Annotated in this window: 20 protein-coding genes; 7 read left to right on the top strand and 13 right to left on the bottom strand. The window is 66.5% G+C overall.

Going from position 1 to position 21,325, the window contains the following annotated elements; translation table 11 throughout:
• Window positions 1-19: 19 nt before the first annotated feature.
• The 12 genes from ABKS89_RS08190 to ABKS89_RS08135 all read right to left on the bottom strand — a co-directional run bounded on the left by ABKS89_RS08190 (window position 20) and on the right by ABKS89_RS08135 (window position 14,221).
• Entirely contained in the window at window positions 20-1,324 is a 1,305-nt protein-coding gene (locus tag ABKS89_RS08190; protein ID WP_138212624.1) for a flavohemoglobin expression-modulating QEGLA motif protein, read from the bottom strand.
• Complete coding sequence (locus tag ABKS89_RS08185; protein WP_138212623.1) at window positions 1,321-1,884, bottom strand: hypothetical protein; 564 nt, start codon at window positions 1,882-1,884, stop codon at window positions 1,321-1,323. The genes ABKS89_RS08190 and ABKS89_RS08185 overlap by 4 nt, the downstream gene beginning before the upstream one ends.
• A gap of 107 nt (window positions 1,885-1,991) precedes the next feature.
• Window positions 1,992-2,708 carry a TetR/AcrR family transcriptional regulator gene (locus ABKS89_RS08180; RefSeq protein ID WP_138212622.1) on the bottom strand — a complete coding sequence of 239 codons (717 nt, stop codon included), beginning with the start codon at window positions 2,706-2,708 and terminating at the stop codon, window positions 1,992-1,994.
• 348 nt (window positions 2,709-3,056) lie between these two features.
• On the bottom strand, window positions 3,057-4,562 hold the full coding sequence (lysS, locus tag ABKS89_RS08175) for a lysine--tRNA ligase (RefSeq protein ID WP_081517829.1): 1,506 nt from the start codon (window positions 4,560-4,562) through the stop codon (window positions 3,057-3,059).
• An 82-nt stretch (window positions 4,563-4,644) separates the two neighbouring features.
• Window positions 4,645-5,740, bottom strand: a protein-coding gene (gene prfB / locus ABKS89_RS08170; RefSeq protein ID WP_138212621.1) for a peptide chain release factor 2 whose coding sequence is annotated in 2 segments (ribosomal slippage) — window positions 4,645-5,667 and window positions 5,669-5,740 — 1,095 coding nt in all. Because the reading frame shifts where the segments join, the coding sequence is not laid out codon by codon here.
• 119 nt (window positions 5,741-5,859) lie between these two features.
• Window positions 5,860-6,870 carry a response regulator gene (locus ABKS89_RS08165; RefSeq protein ID WP_138212942.1) on the bottom strand — a complete coding sequence of 337 codons (1,011 nt, stop codon included), beginning with the start codon at window positions 6,868-6,870 and terminating at the stop codon, window positions 5,860-5,862.
• A 38-nt stretch (window positions 6,871-6,908) separates the two neighbouring features.
• Window positions 6,909-7,916: a chemotaxis response regulator protein-glutamate methylesterase gene (locus tag ABKS89_RS08160; RefSeq protein WP_348587764.1), complete on the bottom strand. Its 1,008-nt coding sequence runs from the start codon at window positions 7,914-7,916 to the stop codon at window positions 6,909-6,911.
• Window positions 7,913-10,192 carry a hybrid sensor histidine kinase/response regulator gene (locus tag ABKS89_RS08155; protein WP_138212619.1) on the bottom strand — a complete coding sequence of 760 codons (2,280 nt, stop codon included), beginning with the start codon at window positions 10,190-10,192 and terminating at the stop codon, window positions 7,913-7,915. Before ABKS89_RS08155 ends, ABKS89_RS08160 begins: the two co-directional genes overlap by 4 nt.
• Complete coding sequence (locus ABKS89_RS08150; protein WP_348587766.1) at window positions 10,189-10,890, bottom strand: chemotaxis protein CheW; 702 nt, start codon at window positions 10,888-10,890, stop codon at window positions 10,189-10,191. Before ABKS89_RS08150 ends, ABKS89_RS08155 begins: the two co-directional genes overlap by 4 nt.
• Window positions 10,883-12,118 carry a CheR family methyltransferase gene (locus ABKS89_RS08145; RefSeq protein WP_348587768.1) on the bottom strand — a complete coding sequence of 412 codons (1,236 nt, stop codon included), beginning with the start codon at window positions 12,116-12,118 and terminating at the stop codon, window positions 10,883-10,885. Before ABKS89_RS08145 ends, ABKS89_RS08150 begins: the two co-directional genes overlap by 8 nt.
• Entirely contained in the window at window positions 12,115-12,627 is a 513-nt protein-coding gene (locus tag ABKS89_RS08140; RefSeq protein ID WP_138212616.1) for a chemotaxis protein CheW, read from the bottom strand. The genes ABKS89_RS08145 and ABKS89_RS08140 overlap by 4 nt, the downstream gene beginning before the upstream one ends.
• On the bottom strand, window positions 12,602-14,221 hold the full coding sequence (locus ABKS89_RS08135; protein ID WP_138212615.1) for a methyl-accepting chemotaxis protein: 1,620 nt from the start codon (window positions 14,219-14,221) through the stop codon (window positions 12,602-12,604). Before ABKS89_RS08135 ends, ABKS89_RS08140 begins: the two co-directional genes overlap by 26 nt.
• Before the next feature lie 204 nt (window positions 14,222-14,425).
• Between ABKS89_RS08135 and ABKS89_RS08130 the strand changes: the two genes are divergently transcribed.
• The 3 genes from ABKS89_RS08130 to ABKS89_RS08120 all read left to right on the top strand — a co-directional run bounded on the left by ABKS89_RS08130 (window position 14,426) and on the right by ABKS89_RS08120 (window position 17,153).
• Entirely contained in the window at window positions 14,426-14,863 is a 438-nt protein-coding gene (locus tag ABKS89_RS08130) for a YqaA family protein (protein WP_348587770.1), read from the top strand.
• 168 nt (window positions 14,864-15,031) lie between these two features.
• Window positions 15,032-16,642 (top strand): methyl-accepting chemotaxis protein, encoded by a 1,611-nt coding sequence (locus ABKS89_RS08125; protein ID WP_518300998.1) that lies wholly within the window; start codon window positions 15,032-15,034, stop codon window positions 16,640-16,642.
• A gap of 118 nt (window positions 16,643-16,760) precedes the next feature.
• A complete protein-coding gene (locus ABKS89_RS08120; RefSeq protein WP_138212612.1) occupies window positions 16,761-17,153 on the top strand; it encodes a hypothetical protein in 393 nt (130 codons plus the stop codon).
• Window positions 17,154-17,295: 142 nt separating this feature from the next.
• On the opposite strand, the gene ABKS89_RS08115 is transcribed toward ABKS89_RS08120, so the two are convergent.
• Window positions 17,296-17,580 (bottom strand): hypothetical protein, encoded by a 285-nt coding sequence (locus ABKS89_RS08115; protein WP_138212611.1) that lies wholly within the window; start codon window positions 17,578-17,580, stop codon window positions 17,296-17,298.
• 266 nt (window positions 17,581-17,846) lie between these two features.
• Here ABKS89_RS08115 and ABKS89_RS08110 point away from each other — a divergent pair, with 266 nt between their 5' ends.
• The 4 genes from ABKS89_RS08110 to ABKS89_RS08095 are packed head-to-tail and all read left to right on the top strand — an operon-like array spanning window position 17,847 to window position 21,274.
• A complete protein-coding gene (locus ABKS89_RS08110) occupies window positions 17,847-18,437 on the top strand; it encodes an amino acid synthesis family protein (protein ID WP_138212610.1) in 591 nt (196 codons plus the stop codon).
• Window positions 18,438-18,460: 23 nt separating this feature from the next.
• Entirely contained in the window at window positions 18,461-19,294 is an 834-nt protein-coding gene (locus ABKS89_RS08105; protein WP_081517816.1) for an alpha/beta fold hydrolase, read from the top strand.
• A complete protein-coding gene (locus ABKS89_RS08100; protein ID WP_348587772.1) occupies window positions 19,291-20,772 on the top strand; it encodes an aldehyde dehydrogenase in 1,482 nt (493 codons plus the stop codon). Before ABKS89_RS08105 ends, ABKS89_RS08100 begins: the two co-directional genes overlap by 4 nt.
• A gap of 13 nt (window positions 20,773-20,785) precedes the next feature.
• Window positions 20,786-21,274: a flavin reductase family protein gene (locus ABKS89_RS08095; protein WP_138212607.1), complete on the top strand. Its 489-nt coding sequence runs from the start codon at window positions 20,786-20,788 to the stop codon at window positions 21,272-21,274.
• Window positions 21,275-21,325: the final 51 nt, after the last annotated feature.

The raw sequence follows: 21,325 nt of genomic DNA, 5'->3' as shown, positions 1-21,325 counted from the left end.
CTACACGGTGACCGACTGGTTAGAGGATATTCGCGTAATCCGCCTCGATGCGGTCGAGGCTGAGGTGGTTGAGGAAGTTGGAGAAGCACATCCACGCCGACAGTGCGTTGAGGTCGCGGAACTGCGGCGGCAGGTACTTGGGCGGCACCACCAGGCCCTCGTCTACCAGTTGGCGCAGGGTGCGCATGTCTTCCAGGGTGGCCTTGCCGCAGAACAGCAGCGGGATCTGCTCCAGCTTGCCCTTGCGCACAGCGAGCTGGATGTAGTTGTAGATCAGGATGAAGCCCTTGAGGTACGACAGGTCCTTGGTGAACGGCAGGCCGACCGGGGTCGAGCCACGGAACACGCGGCTGGCGTTCTGGTAGCTGCTCTCCACGCTGTAGTTCTGCTCGCGGTAGAACTGGAACACCTCGAGGAAATCCGCCCCCTCCTCGGCCATGTGGATGGCGCGGGTGCGGTTGGTGAGCTTGCGCAGGCGCGTCGGGTAGGAGGCGAAGGCGATCACTTCCATCAGGATCGCCAGGCCTTCCTGGGTCACCGTGGAGGACGGCGGCCCCTTGGCGAGGAAGGTGCAGATCGGCTGGTTGAGGCCGTTGAGCGTGGTGCCGACGTGCACCAGGCCTTCATGGACTTCCAGCGCGCGCACGTCGCGCTCGTTGAACATGGCGTCGGCGCGCACCTTGATGTAGTCGGCGCCGGCCGCAGCGTCGGCGACGATGCCGTCGGACTCGAAGACGCGGATGGTGTCTTCCTTGCCGTCGAACACCTTGTTCAGGCGCTCCTGCAGCATCTTCACCGCATCGCTGGCGGTGAGGGTCTTGGGTTCGTCCTTGAGGTCGCCGCGGTCGGCGATGTTGTTCAGGTAGTCCGAGAGCATCAGGCCGAGGTCTGCCAGGGTCGGGTCGCCGGCATGGAAGGCGTCGGAGGCCGAGCCGTAGAGCTCCTGGGAGATCAGGCCGAAGTCCTGGGTGCCGCGCGCTTCGAGCATGCGGATGACCATGCGGTATTCCTTGCACATGCGCCGCATGATCTGCCCGACCGGGTTGAACTGCCCCAGGTGGCGGGTGATGTCGCGCTCGATGTTCTGGAATTCCTGCTTCTTCGCGCTGCTGTCGAAGGACAGCGGGCGGCTGTCGTAGTAGGCGCGGTCGACCTTGGGCGCGTGCTTGCCGCGGCCCTTGAGGAAGTCGTCGCGGACGCCGTCGTCCCACTTGATGGCGTCGAGCACGCGGATCGGCGTCTGCGCCTCGACGATGCGGTCGGACAGGCCGCGGATGATCTGCTGGTACTCGTTGGGCGTGGACTTCTTGCGCCGTGGGGTCATTGCTTTTCTCCCGGGGTCACGCGCGAAAAGCGCAGCGCTTCGATGAACACGTCGGAGTTGGCCGGATCGTTGAGGTAGGCGATGACCTGGGGCAACTGGCTGGTCACCAGCGCGCCGGCACCCTGTTCGGTGTCGACCTTCTCGCCCTTGAGCGCGCCTTCCTTCATGTCCTGCAGGATGTGCTCGACATCCAGGTTATAGATCACCAGTTCGTCCTTGTCGGTGATCTCGAAGCCGGCCAGGGCGAAGTTGCCGCCCATGCTCTTCGGCAAACCGGCCGACAGGTACCAGCGCTTGCCGTGGTGGGCGACGGTGAAGCCGAAGTCCTCGACGCTGTCGGTGTTGTCCTTGCTGTCGACGTAGCTGAGCGCGCGGTAGAGGTTGGAGCCGGAACGGGTGACTTCGAGGAACTGCTCCTCGCCGTACTCGTCCACACGCGACCACTGGCCCAGCAGGTGAGCCGGCGCGGGCTCATTGGCCGGAATCGGGTCCTTGAACGTCACCAGACAGCCACTGAGCAGGCCGATGCTCAACAGCAGCAGTGCACGCCAGACTTTCATCACGCCCTCCTTAGGTCCGGATGCCTTTGCATGCGATGCGCAAGGGCGTCCGGAGTTCCGACACGAAAACCCCGCCGGATGGCGGGGTTGGAATGCAGCAGCCGGGGCTACAGGCCCATCACCAGATCGAGATAGCGGCTAAGGATGGCACGCATTTCCTCGATCTGCAGGTGGTCGGCCCCGTCCAGCAGGCCCTGATACTCCATCTGCAGGATGATGGCCGTCAACACCCGGGCATCCTGCTCGGGCTGTCTGGAGCCGAGCACTTCGAAGAAATGCACCACGCCCAGGGAAAGAATCCGCCGGTGACGCTGTGCCAGATCGCTGAGGCTGGGGTTGAGCAGCGCTTCCTGGCGGAAGGCCTGTTCGGCCAGCAGATGCTCGCGGCGCTCGTTGAGCTGGACCATGACGTACTGGATCGCCAGCTCGACGATATTGGCCGTCAGTTCGCGGCGCGCCTGCGGGTCGTCCTGGCCGAGGCCGGCGGCCATGGCCTGGAGGTCGCCCTCGACGCTGGTCCAGAAGGTCGACAGGGCTTCTGCGCTGCGTTCGACGAACAGCGCGAAGGTATCGGTGATGAGATCCTGGATGTCCTTGAAGTAGTAGGTGGTGGCCGATAGCGGCACACCGGCCTCGGCAGCCACGGCGCGGTGGCGCACGGCGCGGACGCCATCACGCACGATGATCCGCAGGGCGGCGTCGAGGATCGCCTGGCGGCGCTGCTCGCTGCCCTGGCGGCTGGCCTTGCGGCCCTGGTATTTGACACTTTCTGCGATGGCGCTGGCGACTTGCGCTGCGCTGTCTCGCGGGGACACTTGGGTCACTGGCATTACCTCCGGCGGCGCGGCCTGATGGCTCATTGTTCGAGCTTTTCTGTGGGAAAACAATTGCCGCTTTGCAGCTGCGACACCGGCGCACAGAGCGGGCCGCGAGGCAGAGCAGGCGGCTGGGAATCAGGCCTGGGAGTGAGACGTGCCACAGAGTCGCCGAGCCACGCAAATGACATGCATTTCGTCGGATGGTATACCGCAAGTTTCCCACCCGCTTGTAGGAGCGGGCCATGCCCGCGAACGCACGCATGGCGCGCTCGTACAGGTTGACTCCGGCGCCGCCAGACAGCGCGGAAACGAAAAAGGCCGCCCGAGGGCGGCCTTTCTCTCCTGTTCCTGCGCTTACGCCTGCGGGCGCATGTGCGGGAAGAGGATGACGTCGCGGATCGACGGCGAGTTGGTCAGCAGCATCACCAGGCGGTCGATGCCGATGCCTTCACCGGCGGTGGGCGGCATGCCGTATTCGAGGGCGTTGACGAAGTCGGCGTCGTAGTGCATCGCCTCGTCGTCACCGGCGTCCTTCTCCTTGACCTGCAGCATGAAGCGCTCGGCCTGGTCTTCGGCGTCGTTGAGCTCGGAGTAGGCGTTGGCGATCTCGCGGCCACCGATGAACAGCTCGAAGCGGTCGGTGACGCTCGGATCGTTGTCGTTGCGGCGGGCCAGCGGGGACACTTCGAACGGATACTGGGTGATGAAGTGCGGCTGCTCCAGCTTGTGCTCGACCAGCTCTTCGAAAATCATCACCTGCAGCTTGCCCAGGCCTTCGTGGCCGAGGACCTTGGCGCCGGCCTTCTTGGCGATGGCGCGGGCCTTCTCGAGGTCGGTCAGGTCAGCCGCGGTGAGTTCCGGGTTGTACTTGAGGATGGCATCGAACACGGACAGGCGGGCGAACGGCTCGCCGAAGTGGAAGACCTTGTCGCCGTAAGGCACGTCGGTGCTGCCGAGCACGGCCTGGGCCAGCTCGCGGAACAGCTCTTCGGTCAGGTCCATGTTGTCTTCGTAGTCGGCGTAGGCCTGGTAGAACTCGAGCATGGTGAACTCGGGGTTGTGCCGGGTCGAGACGCCTTCGTTACGGAAGTTGCGGTTGATCTCGAAGACCTTCTCGAAGCCACCGACCACCAGGCGCTTGAGGTACAGCTCCGGGGCGATACGCAGGAACATGGCCATGTCCAGCGCGTTGTGGTGGGTTTCGAAGGGCTTGGCCGCCGCGCCACCGGGGATGGTCTGCAGCATCGGGGTTTCCACTTCGAGGAAGCCGCGATCGGACAGGAAGCGACGGATGTGGGCGATGACCTGGGAACGCACGCGGAAGGTGTGGCGGGTTTCCTCGTTGACGATCAGGTCGACGTAGCGCTGGCGGTAGCGCTGCTCGGTGTCGGTCAGGCCGTGGTGCTTATCCGGCAGCGGGCGCAGCGACTTGGTCAGCAGGCGCACGTTGGTCATCTCGACGTACAGGTCGCCCTTGCCGGAACGGGCCAGGGTGCCTTCGGCGCCGATGATGTCGCCCAGGTCCCAGGTCTTGATCTCGGCCAGGGTCTCTTCGGGCAGGGTCTTGCGGTTCACGTAGACCTGCAGACGGCCGCTGCTGTCCTGCAGGACGATGAAGGAGCCGCGGTTGAGCATGATGCGACCGGCAACCTTGACCGGGATGGCAGCTGCTTCCAGCTCTTCCTTGGTCGCGGTTTCGTACTGTTTCTGCAGGTCCGCGAAGTAGTTCTCGCGGCGGAAGTCGTTAGGGAAGGCGATGGCCTTGGCTTCACGCACGGCAGCAAGCTTTTCCTTGCGCTGGGCGATCAGCTTGTTTTCTTCCTGTTGCAGTTCGGTAGCGTCGAGTTGTTGGTCGCTCATGGTCGTCTATCTGCCTGGCGTCTTGATCAATAGGGGTTACTGGCGGGGCCGGGCTGCGTGGCCCGCCCCGCAGGGGGTGCTGTTACAGGCCTTGTTTCAGGCTGGCTTCCAGGTATTCGTTGAGGTCGCCGTCGAGCACCTTGTCGCAATCGCTGCGTTCCACGCCGGTACGCAGGTCCTTGATGCGCGACTGGTCGAGCACGTAGGAACGGATCTGGTGACCCCAGCCGATATCGGACTTGGTGTCTTCCAGCGCCTGCGAGGCGGCGGTGCGCTTCTGCATCTCCTGCTCGTACAACCGGGCCCGCAGCATTTTCATGGCGGTGTCCTTGTTGGCGTGCTGGGAGCGTTCGTTCTGGCACGCCACCACGGTGTTGGTCGGCACGTGGGTGATACGCACCGCGGAGTCGGTGGTGTTCACGTGCTGACCGCCCGCGCCGGAGGAGCGGTAGGTGTCGATGCGCAGGTCGGCCGGGTTGATCTCGATCTCGATGTTGTCGTCGATTTCCGGCGACACGAACACCGCGGTGAACGAGGTGTGGCGACGGTTGCCGGAGTCGAAGGGGCTCTTGCGCACCAGGCGGTGCACGCCGATCTCGGTGCGCAGCCAGCCAAAGGCGTATTCGCCCTTGATGTGCACGGTGGCGCCCTTGATGCCGGCGACCTCGCCCTCGGACAGCTCGACGATCTCGGCGCTGAAGCCGTTCTTGTCCGCCCAGCGCAGGTACATGCGCAGCAGCATGTTGGCCCAGTCCTGGGCTTCGGTGCCGCCGGAGCCGGCCTGGATGTCCAGGTAGGCGTTGTTGGGGTCCATCTCGCCACTGAACATGCGGCGGAACTCGAGCTTCTCGAGGATTTCGCGCAGGCGCTGGACTTCAGCCTCGACGTCGCCGACGGCGCCCTCGTCATTCTCCTCGACCGCCATGTCGAGCAGGTCGCGGGAGTCGGCCAGACCGCCGGTGAGCTCGTCGAGAGTCTCGACGATCTGCGCCAGCATGGCGCGCTCGCGGCCCAGGTTCTGGGCGTATTCGGGCTTGTTCCAGACCGCCGGGTCTTCCAGTTCGCGGTTTACTTCGATCAGACGATCATGTTTCAGATCGTAGTCAAAGATACCCCCGAATCGAATGGGTACGGTCGGAGAGGTCCTTGATGCTGTTGAGGATCGGTTGGATTTCCATGGCGGGCATCTCTCACGGGTAAAGGGCGTAGAAAAGCCGGCAAGTATACGTGATTTTTTGTCGCCCTTTCAGGCTTTACGACAAAGCACGCTCACCGTTTCCGCGCCCTCCCCGCCCATTCAGCCGGCGATGGCCACCTGGTTGCGCCCGCCATGCTTGGCGTTGTAGAGCGCCTGGTCGGCCAGTTCGATGAGCTGACGACAGGCCTGCCCGGCCTGGGGGATCAGGGTCGCCACGCCGATGCTGATGGTCAGCGACGAACCCGGTATCGGCAGCTCGTGACGGATGTTCAGGTCCTGCACCAGGCGCCGCAGCTTCTCCGCCAGCAGGCGCGCGCCGCCGGGCGAGGTGTTGGGCAGGACCATGACGAACTCCTCGCCGCCATAGCGCGCCGGCAGGTCCGAGGGGCGGCTGGCGCTGGCGCGGATCGCCCCGGCCACCTGGCGCAGCGCTTCGTCGCCCTGCACGTGGCCGAAGGTATCGTTGTAGGCCTTGAAGTGGTCCACGTCGATCAGCAGGATCGACAGCTGGGTCTGCTCGCGCAGGGCGCGGCGCCACTCCATTTCCAGGTACTCGTCGAAGTGCCGGCGGTTGGACAGCCCGGTGAGGCCGTCGGAGTTCATCAGCCGCTGCAGCACCAGGTTGGTTTCCAGCAGCTGCTGCTGGCTTTCGCGCAGGGCGCGGTAGGCCTCGTCGCGCTGCTGCAGGGCGAGGTAGGAGCGCGAGTGGTAGCGTACCCGCGCGATCAGTTCGATGGCGTCGGGCAGTTTGACCAGGTAATCGTTGGCGCCGGCGCTGAACGCCGCGCTCTTCACCGCCGGGTCTTCCTTGGTCGACAGGACGATGATCGGCAGGTCGCGGGTCGCCGGGTTGGCGCGGTACTCACGCACCAGCGAGAGACCGTCGGCACCGGGCATCACCAGGTCCTGGAGGATCACCGTGGGCTTGATCTGGATCGCCAGGGCGATGGCCTGGTGCGGATCGGAGCAGAAATGGAAGTCGATGCTGGGGTCGTCCGCCAGCGCGCGGCGCACGGCTTCGCCGATCATTGGCTGGTCGTCCACCAGCAGCACCATCACTGCGGTATCGCCTGGGGTGTTCACGGGGTAGTCACTCTGGCTTGAGTTCATGGATAGGGGGTTCATGCAATCAGCTCCGTAGCCCGCGCTCAGGCGCAGACCTCAGCGAGTCGTCGGGCGATATCGCCCAGCGCGCGAATCTCCACCGCGGCGCCGATCGCCGCCGCAGCCTTGGGCATACCGTACACGGCACTGCTTTCCTGATCCTGGGCCAGGGTCAGGTAACCTCGTTCGCGCATGTGTTTCAGGCCCTCGGCGCCGTCCCGGCCCATGCCGGTGAGCAGCACGCCGACGGCATCGCCGACCCAGTACTCGACCACGCTGTCGAAAAACACGTCGATGGAAGGCCGGTAAATGTGGCTGCTGGGCTCGGCGGTATAAGCCAGCTCGCCGCCCTTGAGCAGGCGGATATGGTGGTTGGTGGCAGCCAGCAGCACGCAGCCCGGCTGCGGCGGCTCGCCGTTGCGCGCCAGGCGCACGGGAATCTTCGACTGGGTCGAGAGCCACTCAGCCATGCCGGCGGCGAAGACTTCATCGACATGCTGGACGACCACGATGGCGGCGGGGAAGTCCGCGGGCAGGCGGGCGAACAGGTCCGCCAGCGCCGCCGGGCCGCCGGCCGAGGAGCCGATGGCGATCAGCTTGCGCGCTCCACTGCCCTTGCGCGCCGGCACCGCATTGATCGCCGGGCGGCTGTCGCGCGGGGCGTTGAGCCAGGCCAGGTTCTGCAGTTTGCGCAGCAGCGGGCGGGCCGCTTCAGCGGGGTCGCCGGTGCCCATGACCGGCGTGTTCACCGCGTCCACCGCGCCATTGCCCATGGCGTCGAACACGCGGCTCATGTTGCGCTCCAGGTCCACCGTCACGACGATGATCGCGCAGGGGCTCTGGGCCATGATCCGGCGGGTCGCCTCGACGCCATCCATCACCGGCATCAGCAGGTCCATGAGGATTACGTCGGGCTTGTGCGCGGCGCACATCTCCAGCGCTTCCGCGCCATTGGCGGCAACCCAGACGATGCGGTGCGCCGGCTCGTAAGCCAGCGCCCGGCGCATCGCCTCCACCGCCAGGGGCATGTCGTTGACTATCCCTATCTTCACCCGTGCGCTCCTCCGATCAGGTCGACCACCGCATCCAGCAGGGCCTCGTCATGGAAGCTGGCTTTGGCCAGATAATAGTCGGCGCCGGCATCGAGTCCGCGCCGCCGGTCTTCTTCGCGGTCCTTGTAGGACACCACCATCACCGGCAGCGACTGCAGGCGGGTGTCGCGGCGGATCAGGGTCACCAGCTCGATACCGTCCATGCGCGGCATGTCGATGTCGGTGATGACCAGGTCGAAATGCTCCGAGCGCAGCGCGTTCCAGCCGTCCATGCCATCGACCGCCACGGCGACATCATAGCCGCGCCCCAGCAGCAGCTTGCGTTCCAGCTCGCGCACGGTGAGCGAGTCGTCCACCACCAGCACGCGCTTGCGCGCCGGGCCGGTGAGACGGCCAGTAGGGTCGATGCGTTCCAGACGGCCGGTGGCCAGGAGTTTTTCCACCGAGCGCAGCATGTCCTCGACGTCGAGGATCAGCACCGGCGTGCCGTCATCCAGCAGCGCACCGGCGGAGACGTCCTGCACCTTGCCCAGCCGGGTATCCAGCGGCACCACCACCAGGGTGCGCTCGCCGATGAATTTCTCCACCGCCACGCCATAGGCGCTTTCCCGCTCGCGGATGACCACTACCGGAATCTCGTCCGGCGTGGCTTCGCCGTCGGGGCGCTGCAACAGCTGGCTGGCGGACACCAGGCCGACATGCCGGCCCTCGTGCCAGAACTGCTGGCGGCCTTCGAGCTGGACGATCTCGTCCGGCGCCAGACGGCGCATGCGCTCGATGTGCGCCAGCGGGAAGGCGTAGGCCTCGCCGCCAATGCTGACGACCAGGCTGCGCACCACGGACAGCGTCAGCGGCACTTCCAGATGGAAACGCGCGCCCTGCCCGCGCACCTGTTCCATGCGGATGCCACCACGCAGCTGACGCACCATGTGCTGCACGGCGTCCAGGCCAACGCCCCGGCCGGACACCTCGGTGACCTGCTCGCGCATGCTGAAGCCGGGCAGGAACAGGAAGCTCAGCAGCTCTTCCTCGGTGAGGCGCGCCACGGTTTCCTCGGTGGACAGCTGGCGGCGCACGATGGCCGAGCGCAGGCGGTCGAGATCGACGCCGCCGCCGTCATCCTGCAGTTCCAGCACCAGCATGCCGGCGTGATGGCGGGCCAGCAGCTGGATCGTGCCCTCCTCCGGCTTGCCGTTGTGGGCGCGCACTTCGGCGGACTCGATACCGTGGTCGACGGCATTGCGCAGCAGATGGGTGAGCGGCGCTTCGAGCTTCTCCAGCACGTCGCGGTCGACCTGGGTGGTGGCGCCCTGGATGTCCAGGTTCACGGTCTTGCCCAGCGAGCGCCCAAGGTCGCGGACCATCCGCGCCTGCCCGGAGAGCACGTCGGAGAACGGCCGCATGCGGCAGGACAGCGCGGTGTCGTAGAGCGACTGGGCGCGCTGGCCGGCCTTGAAACTGAATTCGTCCAGCTCGGCGATCTGCTCGCTGAGCAGTTGCTGGCACTCACCAACCAGTCGCCGCGCGTCGGCCAGATAGGCCTGCGCCTCGGCGTCGAGGTTGGCGGTGCTGGCGGCATCGCGGGCGCCGTCGAGCACACGACTGGCGCTGGCCTGGATGCGCTTAAGGCGCTGCAGCGAATCGAGCAGCGGCTTCAGGCGCTGGGACTCCACCAGCGACTTGCTGGAGTAGTCGAGTAGTTGGTTCAGACGCTCAGCGGTCACCCGCAGCACGCGCTCGCCAGCTTCATCGCTGTCGCTGGAGCGGCGACGCTGTGGGCGTTCGGCGGGAGCCGCGGGAGCCGGCGCTGGCGGTTCGACTGCTACCGGAGCGGGCTCGGCGGGCACTGGAACAGACGGTGCTGGCTGCGCAGGGGCCTTTCCGGAAACCAGCGCCTGCAGGTGTTCGACCATGGCCGGCACGCCTTGCTGGGCCTGTTCGGCGCGCTCGGGCTGGGCATCGGCGATGTGCAGGAGGATATCGGTGCCGGCCAGCAGCGCGTCGATATGCCCGGAGGTCAGCAGCAGCCGGCCTTCCTGGGCGCCGACCAGGCAATCCTCCATGACGTGGGCAACCTGCACGCCGGCGTCGAGGCCGACGATGCGCGCAGCGCCCTTGAGCGAGTGCGCGGCGCGCATGCAGGCTTCGAGCTGGTCGGCCTGGGTCGGGTTGCGCTCCAGCGCCATCAGCCCGTGAACCAGCACCTGCGTCTGGGCCTCCGCCTCCAGGCGGAACAGCTCCAGCATCGACGCGTCCTTCATCTGGTCCGGGGTCATGCGAGGCTCCGGGTGGCGGCGTCGAGCAGGGCTTCCTGGTCGAGCAGGCGAATGCTGCGGTTGCGCCACTGCATCACCCCACGGGTGAAGCGGTCGTTGGCGGCGTGGCTCTGGGACGAGGCTTCGACGATGGCCTTCTCGTCCAGTTCATGGATGCCGTCCACTTCGTCCACCGGCGAGATGATCGGCCCGCCGACCGCCGCCAGGATCAGCATGCGCGGCACGATGCGAGCGTCGTCGCGGGCGGCCGCGCGGCTGTCGAGGCCGAGCAGTTCACCCAGGGAAATGCAGGCCACCAGCGTGCCGCGCACGTTGGCCACGCCCAGCAGTGCGGGTGAGCGCTGGTGCGGCAGCGAATGCACCCCGCAGGCCGGAGCGACCTCGGCCAGGGCTCGGGTGGGCAGGCCCAGCCATTCTTCGCCAAGGCGGAAGATCAGGTGCGGACGGCCTTCCTCGACCGCCTCTTCGGCGACTTCGACAGGCGCCAGGTCCGCGCCTTCGGTGCCCAGCGCGTAGCGGTCCAGCAGGCTGATGGCAGCGGCGGCGTGCACCGGGCAATTGCGGCAATGGATGTACTCGGCCAGCTTCGGGCAGCTGCGGTCGCCGCGCACGCCGATGCGGTTCCAGCAGTCGTCCACCGTCGGCAGGTCATCGCCGATGGATGAGCCATCGATGTAAGACGGGCCGCGTTCAACCATTGCGCTTCACTCCTCGCGCGGCGCGCTCCTGCAAACGGCGGGCGCCGGCCGCATCGCCCTGGGCCGCGAGCAGCGCGGCCAGGTGTTGCAGGCTTTCCTGGTGATCGGGTTGCAGGTACAGGGCCTTGCGGTAGAAAGCCTGGGCCTCGCTGCCCTGGCCCTGGGCATCGGCCAGCAGGCCGAGCCAGTAGAAGGCTTCGGCGTTCGGGCCTTTCTCGGCCAGCAGCGCCTCGCAGCGTTGGCGCGCTTCGGCGGCCTGCCCGGAATTGGCCAGCCGGGCGATCTCCGCCAGCGCGTTGCCGGCGGCGGCAGCGGGCGGCTGTCCGGGCTGGCTCGCCGGACGCGGGCGCAGCGGCGCGGGCTTGGGCGGGGCCGGGCGGGGAATCGGCGGGGGCGCCGTCCAGGTCAGCGGCGCCGCACGCGGCGCGGGCTCGGCATCCTGCAATGGGAAGGCGAAGGACTGCGGCACGCCCAGCGGACGCAGGCCGATGCGCGACATCAGGCTGGCCTCGGCGGGGCCGATGAACAGTACGCCGTCGGGCCGCGCCAGCCGGCGCAGCACGTCCACCACCTGCTCCTGGGTCGGGCGGTCGAAATAGATCAGCAGGTTGCGGCAGAACACATAGTCATAGGGCGCTTCGCCAGCCAGCAGGCCCGGCGCGAGCAGGTTGCCGACGCGGAAGCGGACCTTGCGGCGCACCGCCTCGGCCAGCTGGTAGTCGTTGCCGTCGGCGCTGAAGTAACGGTCGCGGAATGCCAGGTTGGCGCCACGGAACGAGTTGCGTCCGTAGCGCCCCTCCTCCGCCCGCTCCAGCACCGCGCGACTGACGTCCAGCGCGTCGACCTGGAAGGCGGCCGGCGCTAGCCCCGCATCCAGCAGCGCCATGACGATGGAGTAAGGCTCCTCGCCGGTGGAGCACGGCAGGCTGAGGATGCGCAGCGGCCGGGTGCCGGCCAGCTCCAGCACGCGACGGGAGGCGAGGTCCGCCAGCGCGCCGAATGATTCGGGGTAACGGAAGAACCAGGTTTCCGGGACTATCACCGCCTCGATCAGCGCCTGAACTTCCTCGGCGGAGCCTTGCAGCTGCATCCAGTAATGCTCGGCGTTGCCGCCGCTGACCTTGTTGCAGCGCTGGCGCACGGCGCGCTCGATCACGGCGTCGCCGACCGACTCGGCATCCAGGCCGATGCGCTCCTTGAGCAGCTGGGCGAAGCGCGGGTCGGTCATGCCGGCGCTCCCCCGGAGTCGCGCAGCAGTCGCACGCGGGCTTCGTCGCTGAGCAGTTGATCGACGCCCACCCGCTGCAGCAGGCCCTGCTCGTCCTCCAGCACGGGGCCGAGGTAGCGGGCGCTGCCGTTGTCCAGTTCGTAGTCGCGGAAGGCCGCCGGATCACGGCGCAGGGTGTGGGTCGCCTGTTCGAGGATCAGCCCGAGGCGCTGCTCCGGGCCCTCATCTGCGGCGCGGTAACGCACCAGTACCAGGCGCGTGCTGGTGCGCCGTGGCGCGCTGTGCCCGAAGGCCAGTTGGCTCATGTCCAGCACTGGCAGCAGTTCGCCACGGTGCGGGAACAGCCCGGCAACCCAGGCCGGCGCTTCCGGCACGCGCTTGAGCGCAGGCACCGGCAGCACCTCGATGACGTCATGGACGTCCAGCGCATAGCGGTCCGCGCCCAGGCGGAACTGCAAGTAAAGCCTGCCCGCCGCGGCGGCGTCAGACCTTGAAGCGGGAGACGCCATTGCGCAGTCCGTTGGCCACGAGGTTCAGCTCGTCGATGGCGAAGCTGGCCTGGCGCAGGGATTCCACGGTCTGCCCGGTGGCCTCGCCGAGCTGCACCAGCGCCTGGTTGATCTGCTCGGCGCCGGTGGCCTGGGCCTGCATGCCTTCGTTGACCATCTGCACGCGCGGCGCCAACGCCTGCACCTGCTGGATGATCTGCGAGAGCTGCTCGCCGACCTGGCCGACTTCCGAGATGCCGCGACGCACCTCCTCGGAGAACTTGTCCATGCCCATCACGCCTGCAGACACGGCGGACTGAATCTCGCGGACCATCTGCTCGATGTCGTAGGTGGCCACGGCAGTCTGGTCGGCCAGGCGGCGCACTTCGGTGGCGACCACGGCGAAACCGCGGCCGTACTCGCCGGCCTTCTCCGCCTCGATGGCGGCGTTGAGCGAGAGCAGGTTGGTCTGGTCGGCCACCTTGACGATGGTGGTGACCACCTGGTTGATGTTGCCGGCGCGCTCGTTGAGGATCGCCAGCTTCGCGTTGACCAGCTCGGCGGCGCCCATAACGTGGTGCATGGTCTCTTCCATGCGCGCCAGGCCCAGCTGGCCGGAGCCGGCCAGGGTGGAAGTCTGCTCGGCGGCCGAGGACACCTCGGTCATGGTGCGCACCAGGTCGCGCGAGGTGGCGGCGATTTCCCGCGAGGTGGCGCCGATCTCGGTGGTGGTGGCGGCGGTTTCGGTGGCGGTGGCCTGTTGCTGCTTGGAGGTGGCGGCGATCTCGGTCACCGAGGTGGTCACCTGGATGGCCGAGCGCTGGGCCTGCGACACCAGGCCCTTGAGTTCCTCGGCCATGCCGTTGAAGCCGGTCTCGATCACCGCGAACTCGTCATTGCGCTCCATCGCCAGGCGCGTGGTGAAATCACCGCTACCCATGACCTGCAGACCCTTCACAACCTGACGCACCGGCTCGGTGATGGCGCGCATCAGCAGCAGCCCGCAGACCGCTGCGGCGACGATGGCCAGCAACAGGGAGATGAGCATGATCGCCTTGGCGGTGGCGACCTCGCTGACGATGTCGGCGGCGGCCGCGTCGGCGATTTCCTTGTTCAGTGAAATCAGCTGGTTGAGCGTCTTGCGACCGTCTTCCCACATGGGTTCGAGACGTTCCAGCAGCAGGCGCCGGGCGCCGTCACGGTCGGTGGTGTAGAGCTGCAGGACCTGCCCCAGCAGGGCATCGTACTCAGCCGCCTGCTGCTTGAAGCGGCCAAGAATTTCCTTGTCGCGGGAATCGTTGACGGTCCGCTCGTAGAGCGCGATGCGTTCGATCAGCGCATCGTGGATCACGCGGAACTCCTGACGGCGCGCTTCATCGTAGGGCTTGCCGTCACTCAGGCCGACCAGCACCTGGGTCAGCAGGATGCTGTCGGTCCAGGCTGAACGCACCGTGGTCAGGGCGTAGGTGCCGGGCATGGCATCTTCACTGACCCGCTGCGTGCTGTGCTCCACCCGCAGAAGACGGGTGTAGGAAATCACCACCATCAGCAGCATGATCGCAACGACGACGGCAAAGCTGGCCAGGATGCGTTGGCGTAGAGTCCAGTTCTTCACAGCGTTCCCCAGAAGATGTGTGGCATGCCGACGGATGATGGATTCGGGCGAGCAATCGCGCGAATGTAAATTCCTACTAAATCGTCAGCAAGATAGGACATATAGTATCTGTAGACGCTTGAAGCTCCTCTCTTTATTCCAAATTTTTAGTACGACGGTTCCTCTCATTCTGACCGCCCCTACTCGCCTTTTCGCCCATTCCCGATGTTGAGCCTTTCTCTCGCCGCCCACGCCGGTCTCTTTCTTTCCGCCTTTGGCGCCGCCACCCTGCTGCCGCTGCAATCGGAAGCCGTGCTGGTCGGCCTGCTGCTGGGCGGGCAGTACCCGCTGTGGTCACTGCTGCTGGCGGCGAGCCTGGGGAACGTGCTCGGCTCGCTGGTGAACTGGCTGCTGGGCCGCGGGCTGGAGCGCTGGCGCGGCAAGCGCTGGTTTCCGGTGAGCGATGCGGCGCTGGAAAAAGCCCAGCGCCACTACCGGCGCTTCGGCAGCTGGTCGTTGCTGCTGAGCTGGGCGCCGGTGATCGGCGACCCGCTGACGCTGATCGCCGGAGTCATGCGTGAACCGCTGTGGCGCTTCCTGCTGCTGGTCACCGTCGCCAAGGTCGGGCGCTACGCGGTGCTGGCCTGGCTGACGCTCGTCTGAATCATCCCCTCCCCAAAAGCGGACAGGTTTTTCGTCTGCTAGTCCTGTTTTGCCACTGCCGCGAAAAAATGGCGCCCAGTAATATCACTGCGCCATCACTGCGCATGGCAGGGCCCAAGGGCCCCACACACTGGATGAAGAAAAGGGAATTTCACGATGTTCAGAAGCATGAGTATTGGCCGCCGCGCGTCCCTGGGTTTCGCTGTCATGGGCCTGCTCCTGGTGTTCCTCGGGCTGTTCTCCCTGTACAAGCTCTCGACCCTGCGCGCCGCTTCCGAAGAGATCGACAGCAACTGGCTGCTGAGCATCAACCACATGAACCAGCTGTCGGGAGACATCGCCCGCATCCGCCTGGAATCCATGCGCCTGCTGGTCAACCACGACAGCGCTGCCCGCGAACGCAGCCTGGGCCTGATCGCCGAGGCACGGCAGGACAAGGACAAGGTGCTCGCCGACTACCGCCGGCTGATCCTCAGTGCCGAGGAGCAGCAGCACACCGACGAGCTGCGCCAGGCGCTGGACGGTTACCTTGGTTACGTCGACCAGTTGCTGGCGAAGATCCGCCAGAACGACGATGAGGGCGCACTGCACATCCTCAACGGCAACATCGCCCAGCAGGGTGCCGAACTGAACAAACGCCTCACCGCGCTGATCGACCTCAACCGCAACGGCGCTGCCGCTGCCGCCGACCGCGCCGTCGAGCAGTACCAGAGCGGCCGGCTGGTGGTCAGCGCGGTCCTGCTGCTGAGCGTCGGCCTGACCCTGCTGCTGGCCTGGCAGCTCACCCGCAGCATCGTCGTACCGCTCAACCAGGCGGTGCGCGTGACCCAGACCATCGCCAGCGGCGACCTCAGCCAGCGCTTCACGGTCGAGGGCCGCGATGAGCCGGCGCAACTGCTCAACGCCCTGGCGGACATGCAGAACAGCCTGCGCGAAACCATCCGCGGCATCGGCAACTCGGCCAGCCAGCTGGCATCGGCTGCCGAGGAAATGCACAGCGTCATGGAAGAAAGCAGCCGCGCGCTGCAGCAGCAGAGCGACCAGATCGAGATGGCCGCCACCGCCGTCAACCAGATGACCAGCGCCGTTGAGGAAGTGGCCAGCAACGCCGCCTCGACCTCCGCTGCCTCCCGCGAGGCCATCGACGCCGCACGCAGCGGCAGCGAACGGGTCGACGAGACCTCCAACGCCATCGGCACCCTGGCCGGCGAAGTGGGCCAGGCCTCGCAGCAGGCGGAAGTCCTGGCGAACCAGGCGCAGGACATCGGCAAGGTGCTGGAGGTGATCCGCAACGTCGCCGAACAGACCAACCTGCTGGCGCTCAACGCTGCCATCGAAGCCGCCCGCGCCGGCGAGGCCGGGCGCGGTTTCGCGGTGGTCGCGGACGAGGTGCGCTCGCTGGCCCAGCGCACCCAGAGCTCGACCCGCGAGATCGAGGAACTGGTCTCGGCCATCCAGAACGGCAGCGACCGCACCGTCGCCGCCCTGCTCAGCAGCACCGCCCACGCCGAGCGCACCGTCAGTCGCACCGGCGAGGCCGGCGCCTCACTGCAGGTGATCCTCGAGCGCATGTCGCTGATCAACGAGCGCAACCTGGTGATCGCCAGCGCCACCGAGGAACAGGCCCAGGTCGCCCGCGAGGTGGACCGCAACCTGCTGAACATCCGCGACCTGGCGACCCAGACCTCGGCCGGCGCTACCCAGACCAGCGCGGCAAGCCAGGAACTGTCGCGCCTGGCCGTGGACCTGAACGGGATGGTGGCGCGCTTCGTGGTCTGACGACGCCCTGCCCTACTCCCGTTTCGCCAACTGGGTAGCGAAACGGGAGCGGTCGGCAGGGAATTTTTCCGGCCTTTTCCTATCCAATGGCCATCATGGAACGCCACAGGGTGGATAGATGAACGTATTGAAATTGTCGGCCGTGCTGGCCGCCGCCGCGCTGCTGAGCGCCTGCGGAGGCAACGAGGCCAAGGTCTGCGGTTCGGACGACGTGAAGAACCAGTTGGTGAAGATCTTCCTGTCCGGCGCACTTTCCGCCCAGTCCGACGCGCTGAGCAAGGCCGAGCTGAAGGACGTGGCCATCATCGACAAGGACCCGGACAGCGGCGTGCTCGAATGCGTCGGCACCCTGACCGTGCCGGTGGTCGGCCAGGTGGCCTCGGGCACCCTGAAATACCAGATCGCCCCGGCGGCCAAGTCCGAGCACGACTACCTGCTGCTGCTCGCCGACGGCCCGCTGGCGAACGCCTTCGCCAAGCGCATCCAGGGGATGGTCCCGCAGCAGCAGTGAAGGTTATCCACAGGCAATAAAAAACCGGCCCACGAGGCCGGTTTTTTATTGGGCGAGCACAGAGCCAGCCTGTAGGAGCGTCCCATGGACGCGATCGCGGGCATGGCCCGCTCCTACATTAGCCCGAGCGCAAGCGTCGGGATTAGAAGCCTTCCAGATCGATCAGCTCGCCTTCGAAGCGAATCGACCCACCCTCCGCGTTCGCCTCACCGCCCTGGATCTCACCGTAATAGGACAGCCCGTTCTCCAGCGTCACGCAGACGTGGGTCGGCTCTTCCGGTGCATCCAACTGGCCCTTGAAGCTCACCTCGATCACACCCTCTTGCGGCGCACTGAGGGTCACCGTCACACGGGCGTTATCCACCGCTTCGGCCTCGCGGCCCCAGTGCTCGGCGCTGACGGTCACGGTGGCGATTTCCTGTTTCATGCTCGAAGACTCTCCAACAAGGCTCCGGCGCCACGCGCGCCGGCTGATGGCGCCAAGGATACCGCGCCACCGGAGCCACCGAAACGGCGGTTTTTCCCTGCGACCGCCTGTCGCCTGCCCTCCCCGCACTCCCACGCACCGCCCGCCACTGCTGGCTCGGGGCACTCCGAGCCCTGGGCAAATACGTCTTGCGCAAACTGTATTATGGTATACCATGATACCGAATCCCTTCCCCAACCCAGCCGAAGTCATAACTGGAGCGACCCATGAGTTTCGAGATTCGCAAGATCGTCACCTACAGCGAGCAGACCTTCATCGAAGCCGGCAAGGCCACCGACACCCCGGTGACCATGGTCGGCCTGGCCGTGGTGATCAAGAACCCGTGGGCCGGTCGCGGCTTCGTCGAAGACCTCAAGCCCGAGATCAAGGCCAACTGCTCCGAGCTGGGCGCGCTGATGGTGGAGCGCCTGACCGCTGCCATCGGTGGCGCTGACAAGATCCAGGCCTACGGCAAGGCTGCCGTGGTCGGCGCCGATGGCGAGATCGAGCACGCCTCCGCCGTCATCCACACCCTGCGTTTCGGCAACCACTACCGCCAGGCCGTGGACGCCAAGAGCTACCTGAGCTTCACCAACAAGCGTGGCGGCCCGGGCACCTCGATCCAGATCCCGATGATGCACAAGGACGACGAAGGCCTGCGTTCGCACTACATCACCCTGGAAATGCAGATCGAAGACGCCCCGCGCGCCGACGAGATCGTCGTGGTCCTGGGCGCCGCCGACGGTGGCCGTCTGCACCCGCGCATCGGCAACCGTTACATCGACCTGGAAGAACTGGCCGCCGAACAGGCCCAGTGATCCACACCGTGCAGGAGCGCTCCATGATTCGGCTCACCGCTGAACGCACACCGGCCGGCACCAGTTACCTGGCGACCGGCCAGGGCCACCCCGTGGTACTGATCCACGGCGTCGGCCTGAACAAGGAAATGTGGGGCGGCCAGATCGTCGGTCTGGCCCCGCATTTCCAGGTCATCGCCTATGACATGCTTGGCCATGGCGCGAGTCAGCTGCCGCAGCCGGACTGTGGGCTGGTCGGTTACGCCGACCAGCTGCGCGAGCTGCTCGACCACCTGGGCGTGACCAGTGCCACGGTCATCGGCTTCTCCATGGGTGGTCTGGTGGCGCGGGCCTTCGCCCTGCACTACCCCGAGCGCCTGGACGGACTTGTGGTGTTGAACAGCGTGTTCAACCGCAGCGCCGAACAGCGCGCCGGCGTGATCGAGCGGACCCGTCAGGCCGCCGAACACGGCCCGGACGCCAACGCCGAGGCCGCCCTGTCGCGCTGGTTCAGCCGCGAGTACCAGGCCGCCAACCCGGCGCAGATCGCCGCGATCCGCCAGACCCTTGCCAGCAACGATCCGCAGGGCTATCTGACTACCTACACCCTGTTCGCCACGCAGGACATGTACCGCGTGGACGATCTGGGCAGCATCAAGGTGCCGACTCTGGTCGCCACCGGTGAGCTGGACCCGGGCTCGACGCCGAAGATGGCCACCGAGCTCGCCGAACGCATACCGGGCGCCAAGGTGACGGTGCTCGACGAACAGCGCCACATGATGCCGGTGGAGTCGCCGCGGCTGGTCAACCAGATGCTGCTCGACTTCCTGCAACAGGCGCAGGTTTCCAAGAATCACGTACAGGGGAATGTCGCATGACCCTCGCACGCTTCCAGATGTTCATCGATGGCCAGTGGGTCGACGCCGTTTCCGGCAAGACCTTCGAGAGCCTCGACCCCGCCCGCGCGCAAGCCTGGGCCGAACTTCCCGATGCCGATGAAGCCGACGTCGAGCGCGCCGTGCAGGCCGCCCAGCGCGCCTTCAACGACCCGGCCTGGCGCGGCCTCACCGCCACTGCCCGCGGCAAGCTGCTGCGCCGCCTGGGCGACCTGATCGCCGAGAACAAGGAACACCTGGCGCAGCTGGAAAGCCGCGACAACGGCAAGCTGATCCGTGAGACCCGCGGCCAGGTCGGCTACCTGCCGGAGTTCTTCCACTACACCGCTGGCCTGGCCGACAAGCTCGAAGGCGGCACCCTGCCGCTGGATAAGCCCGACCTGTTCGCCTACACCGTGCACGAGCCGCTGGGCGTGGTCGCCGGGATCATCCCGTGGAACAGCCCGCTGTACCTGACCGCGATCAAGCTGGCCCCGGCCCTGGCCGCCGGTAACACCATCGTGCTCAAGCCTTCGGAACACGCCTCGGCGACCATCCTTGAACTGGCCCGCCTGGCTACCGAGGCCGGCTTCCCGGCCGGCGTGGTCAACGTGGTTACCGGCTTCGGCCCGAGCACCGGCGCAGCACTGACGCGCCACCCGCTGGTGCGCAAGATCGCCTTCACCGGCGGCGCCGCCACCGCGCGCCACGTGGTGCGCAGCAGCGCGGAGAACTTCGCCAAGCTGTCGCTGGAGCTGGGTGGCAAGTCGCCCAACATCATCTTCGCCGACGCCGACCTCGACAGCGCCATCAACGGCGCCGTGGCGGGCATCTACGCCGCCTCCGGACAGAGCTGCGTCGCCGGCTCGCGCCTGCTGGTGCAGGACGAGATCTACGACGAGTTCGTCGCTCGCCTGGTGGAACGCGCCCAGCGCATCCGCATCGGCAACCCGCAGGACGAGCAGAGCGAGATGGGCCCCATGGCCACCGCGCAGCAGCTCGCCGTGGTCGAAGGCCTGGTCGCCGACGCCCTCGCCGAAGGCGCCCGCCTGCGCCTGGGCGGCAAGCGCCCGTCGATCGACTCCGAGGGCTGGTTCTACGAGCCGACCCTGTTCGAGTGCGACAGCAACTCGATGAAGATCATGCAGGAAGAAGTCTTCGGCCCCGTCGCCTCGGTCATTCGCTTCAAGGACGAGGCGCAAGCGCTGGCGATGGCCAACGACTCCCAGTTCGGCCTCGCCGCCGGCATCTGGACCCGCGACCTGGGCCGCGCCCACCGTATGGCCCGTGGCGTTCGCAGCGGGATCATCTGGGTCAACACCTACCGCGCGGTGTCCGCCATGGCGCCCATCGGCGGCTTCCACAACAGCGGCTACGGCCGCGAGAGCGGCATCGACTCGGTGCTGGCCTACACCGAGCTGAAGACGGTGTGGATCAACCTCTCGCAGGCGCCCATGCCTGATCCCTTCGTGATGCGCTAAGAGGAGCGACGAGATGATCGAACCTGGCATCTACAAAGAAGTGATGGGCTCCTTCCCGTCCGGTGTCACCGTGGTCACCACCCTGGATGCCGACGGCGAGATCGTCGGCATCACCGCCAGCGCGTTCAGCGCGCTGTCGATCGACCCGGCGCTGGTGCTGTTCTGCCCCAACTACGGCTCGGACACCTACCCGATCCTGCGTGACAGCAAGCAGTTCGCCATTCACCTGCTGTGCTCCGACCAGCAGGCCGAGGCCTACGCTTTTGCCAAGAAGGGCAAGGAGAAGGCCAAGGGCATCGAGTGGCGCCTGAGCGACTTGGGCAACCCGCTGCTGACCAAGGCCACGGCGATCATCGAATGCGAGCTGTGGCGCGAGTACGACGGCGGTGATCACGCGATCATCGTCGGCGCGGTGAAGAACCTGATCCTGCCGGAGCAGGAGGTCACCCCGATGGTCTATCACCGCGGCAAGCTCGGCGCGCTGCCGGAGATAGCCGGCTAAGGCATTCCAAGGCCGCTCGCCATCACCCTCGGCAGCGGCCTTTTTTATTTG

It is taken from the genome of Pseudomonas sp. LABIM340 (genome assembly GCF_040017195.2).
Classification (GTDB): Bacteria; Pseudomonadota; Gammaproteobacteria; order Pseudomonadales; family Pseudomonadaceae; genus Pseudomonas.
Note: the sequence above shows the minus strand (reverse complement) of the source record. Positions and strands in the feature narration are given on the sequence as shown.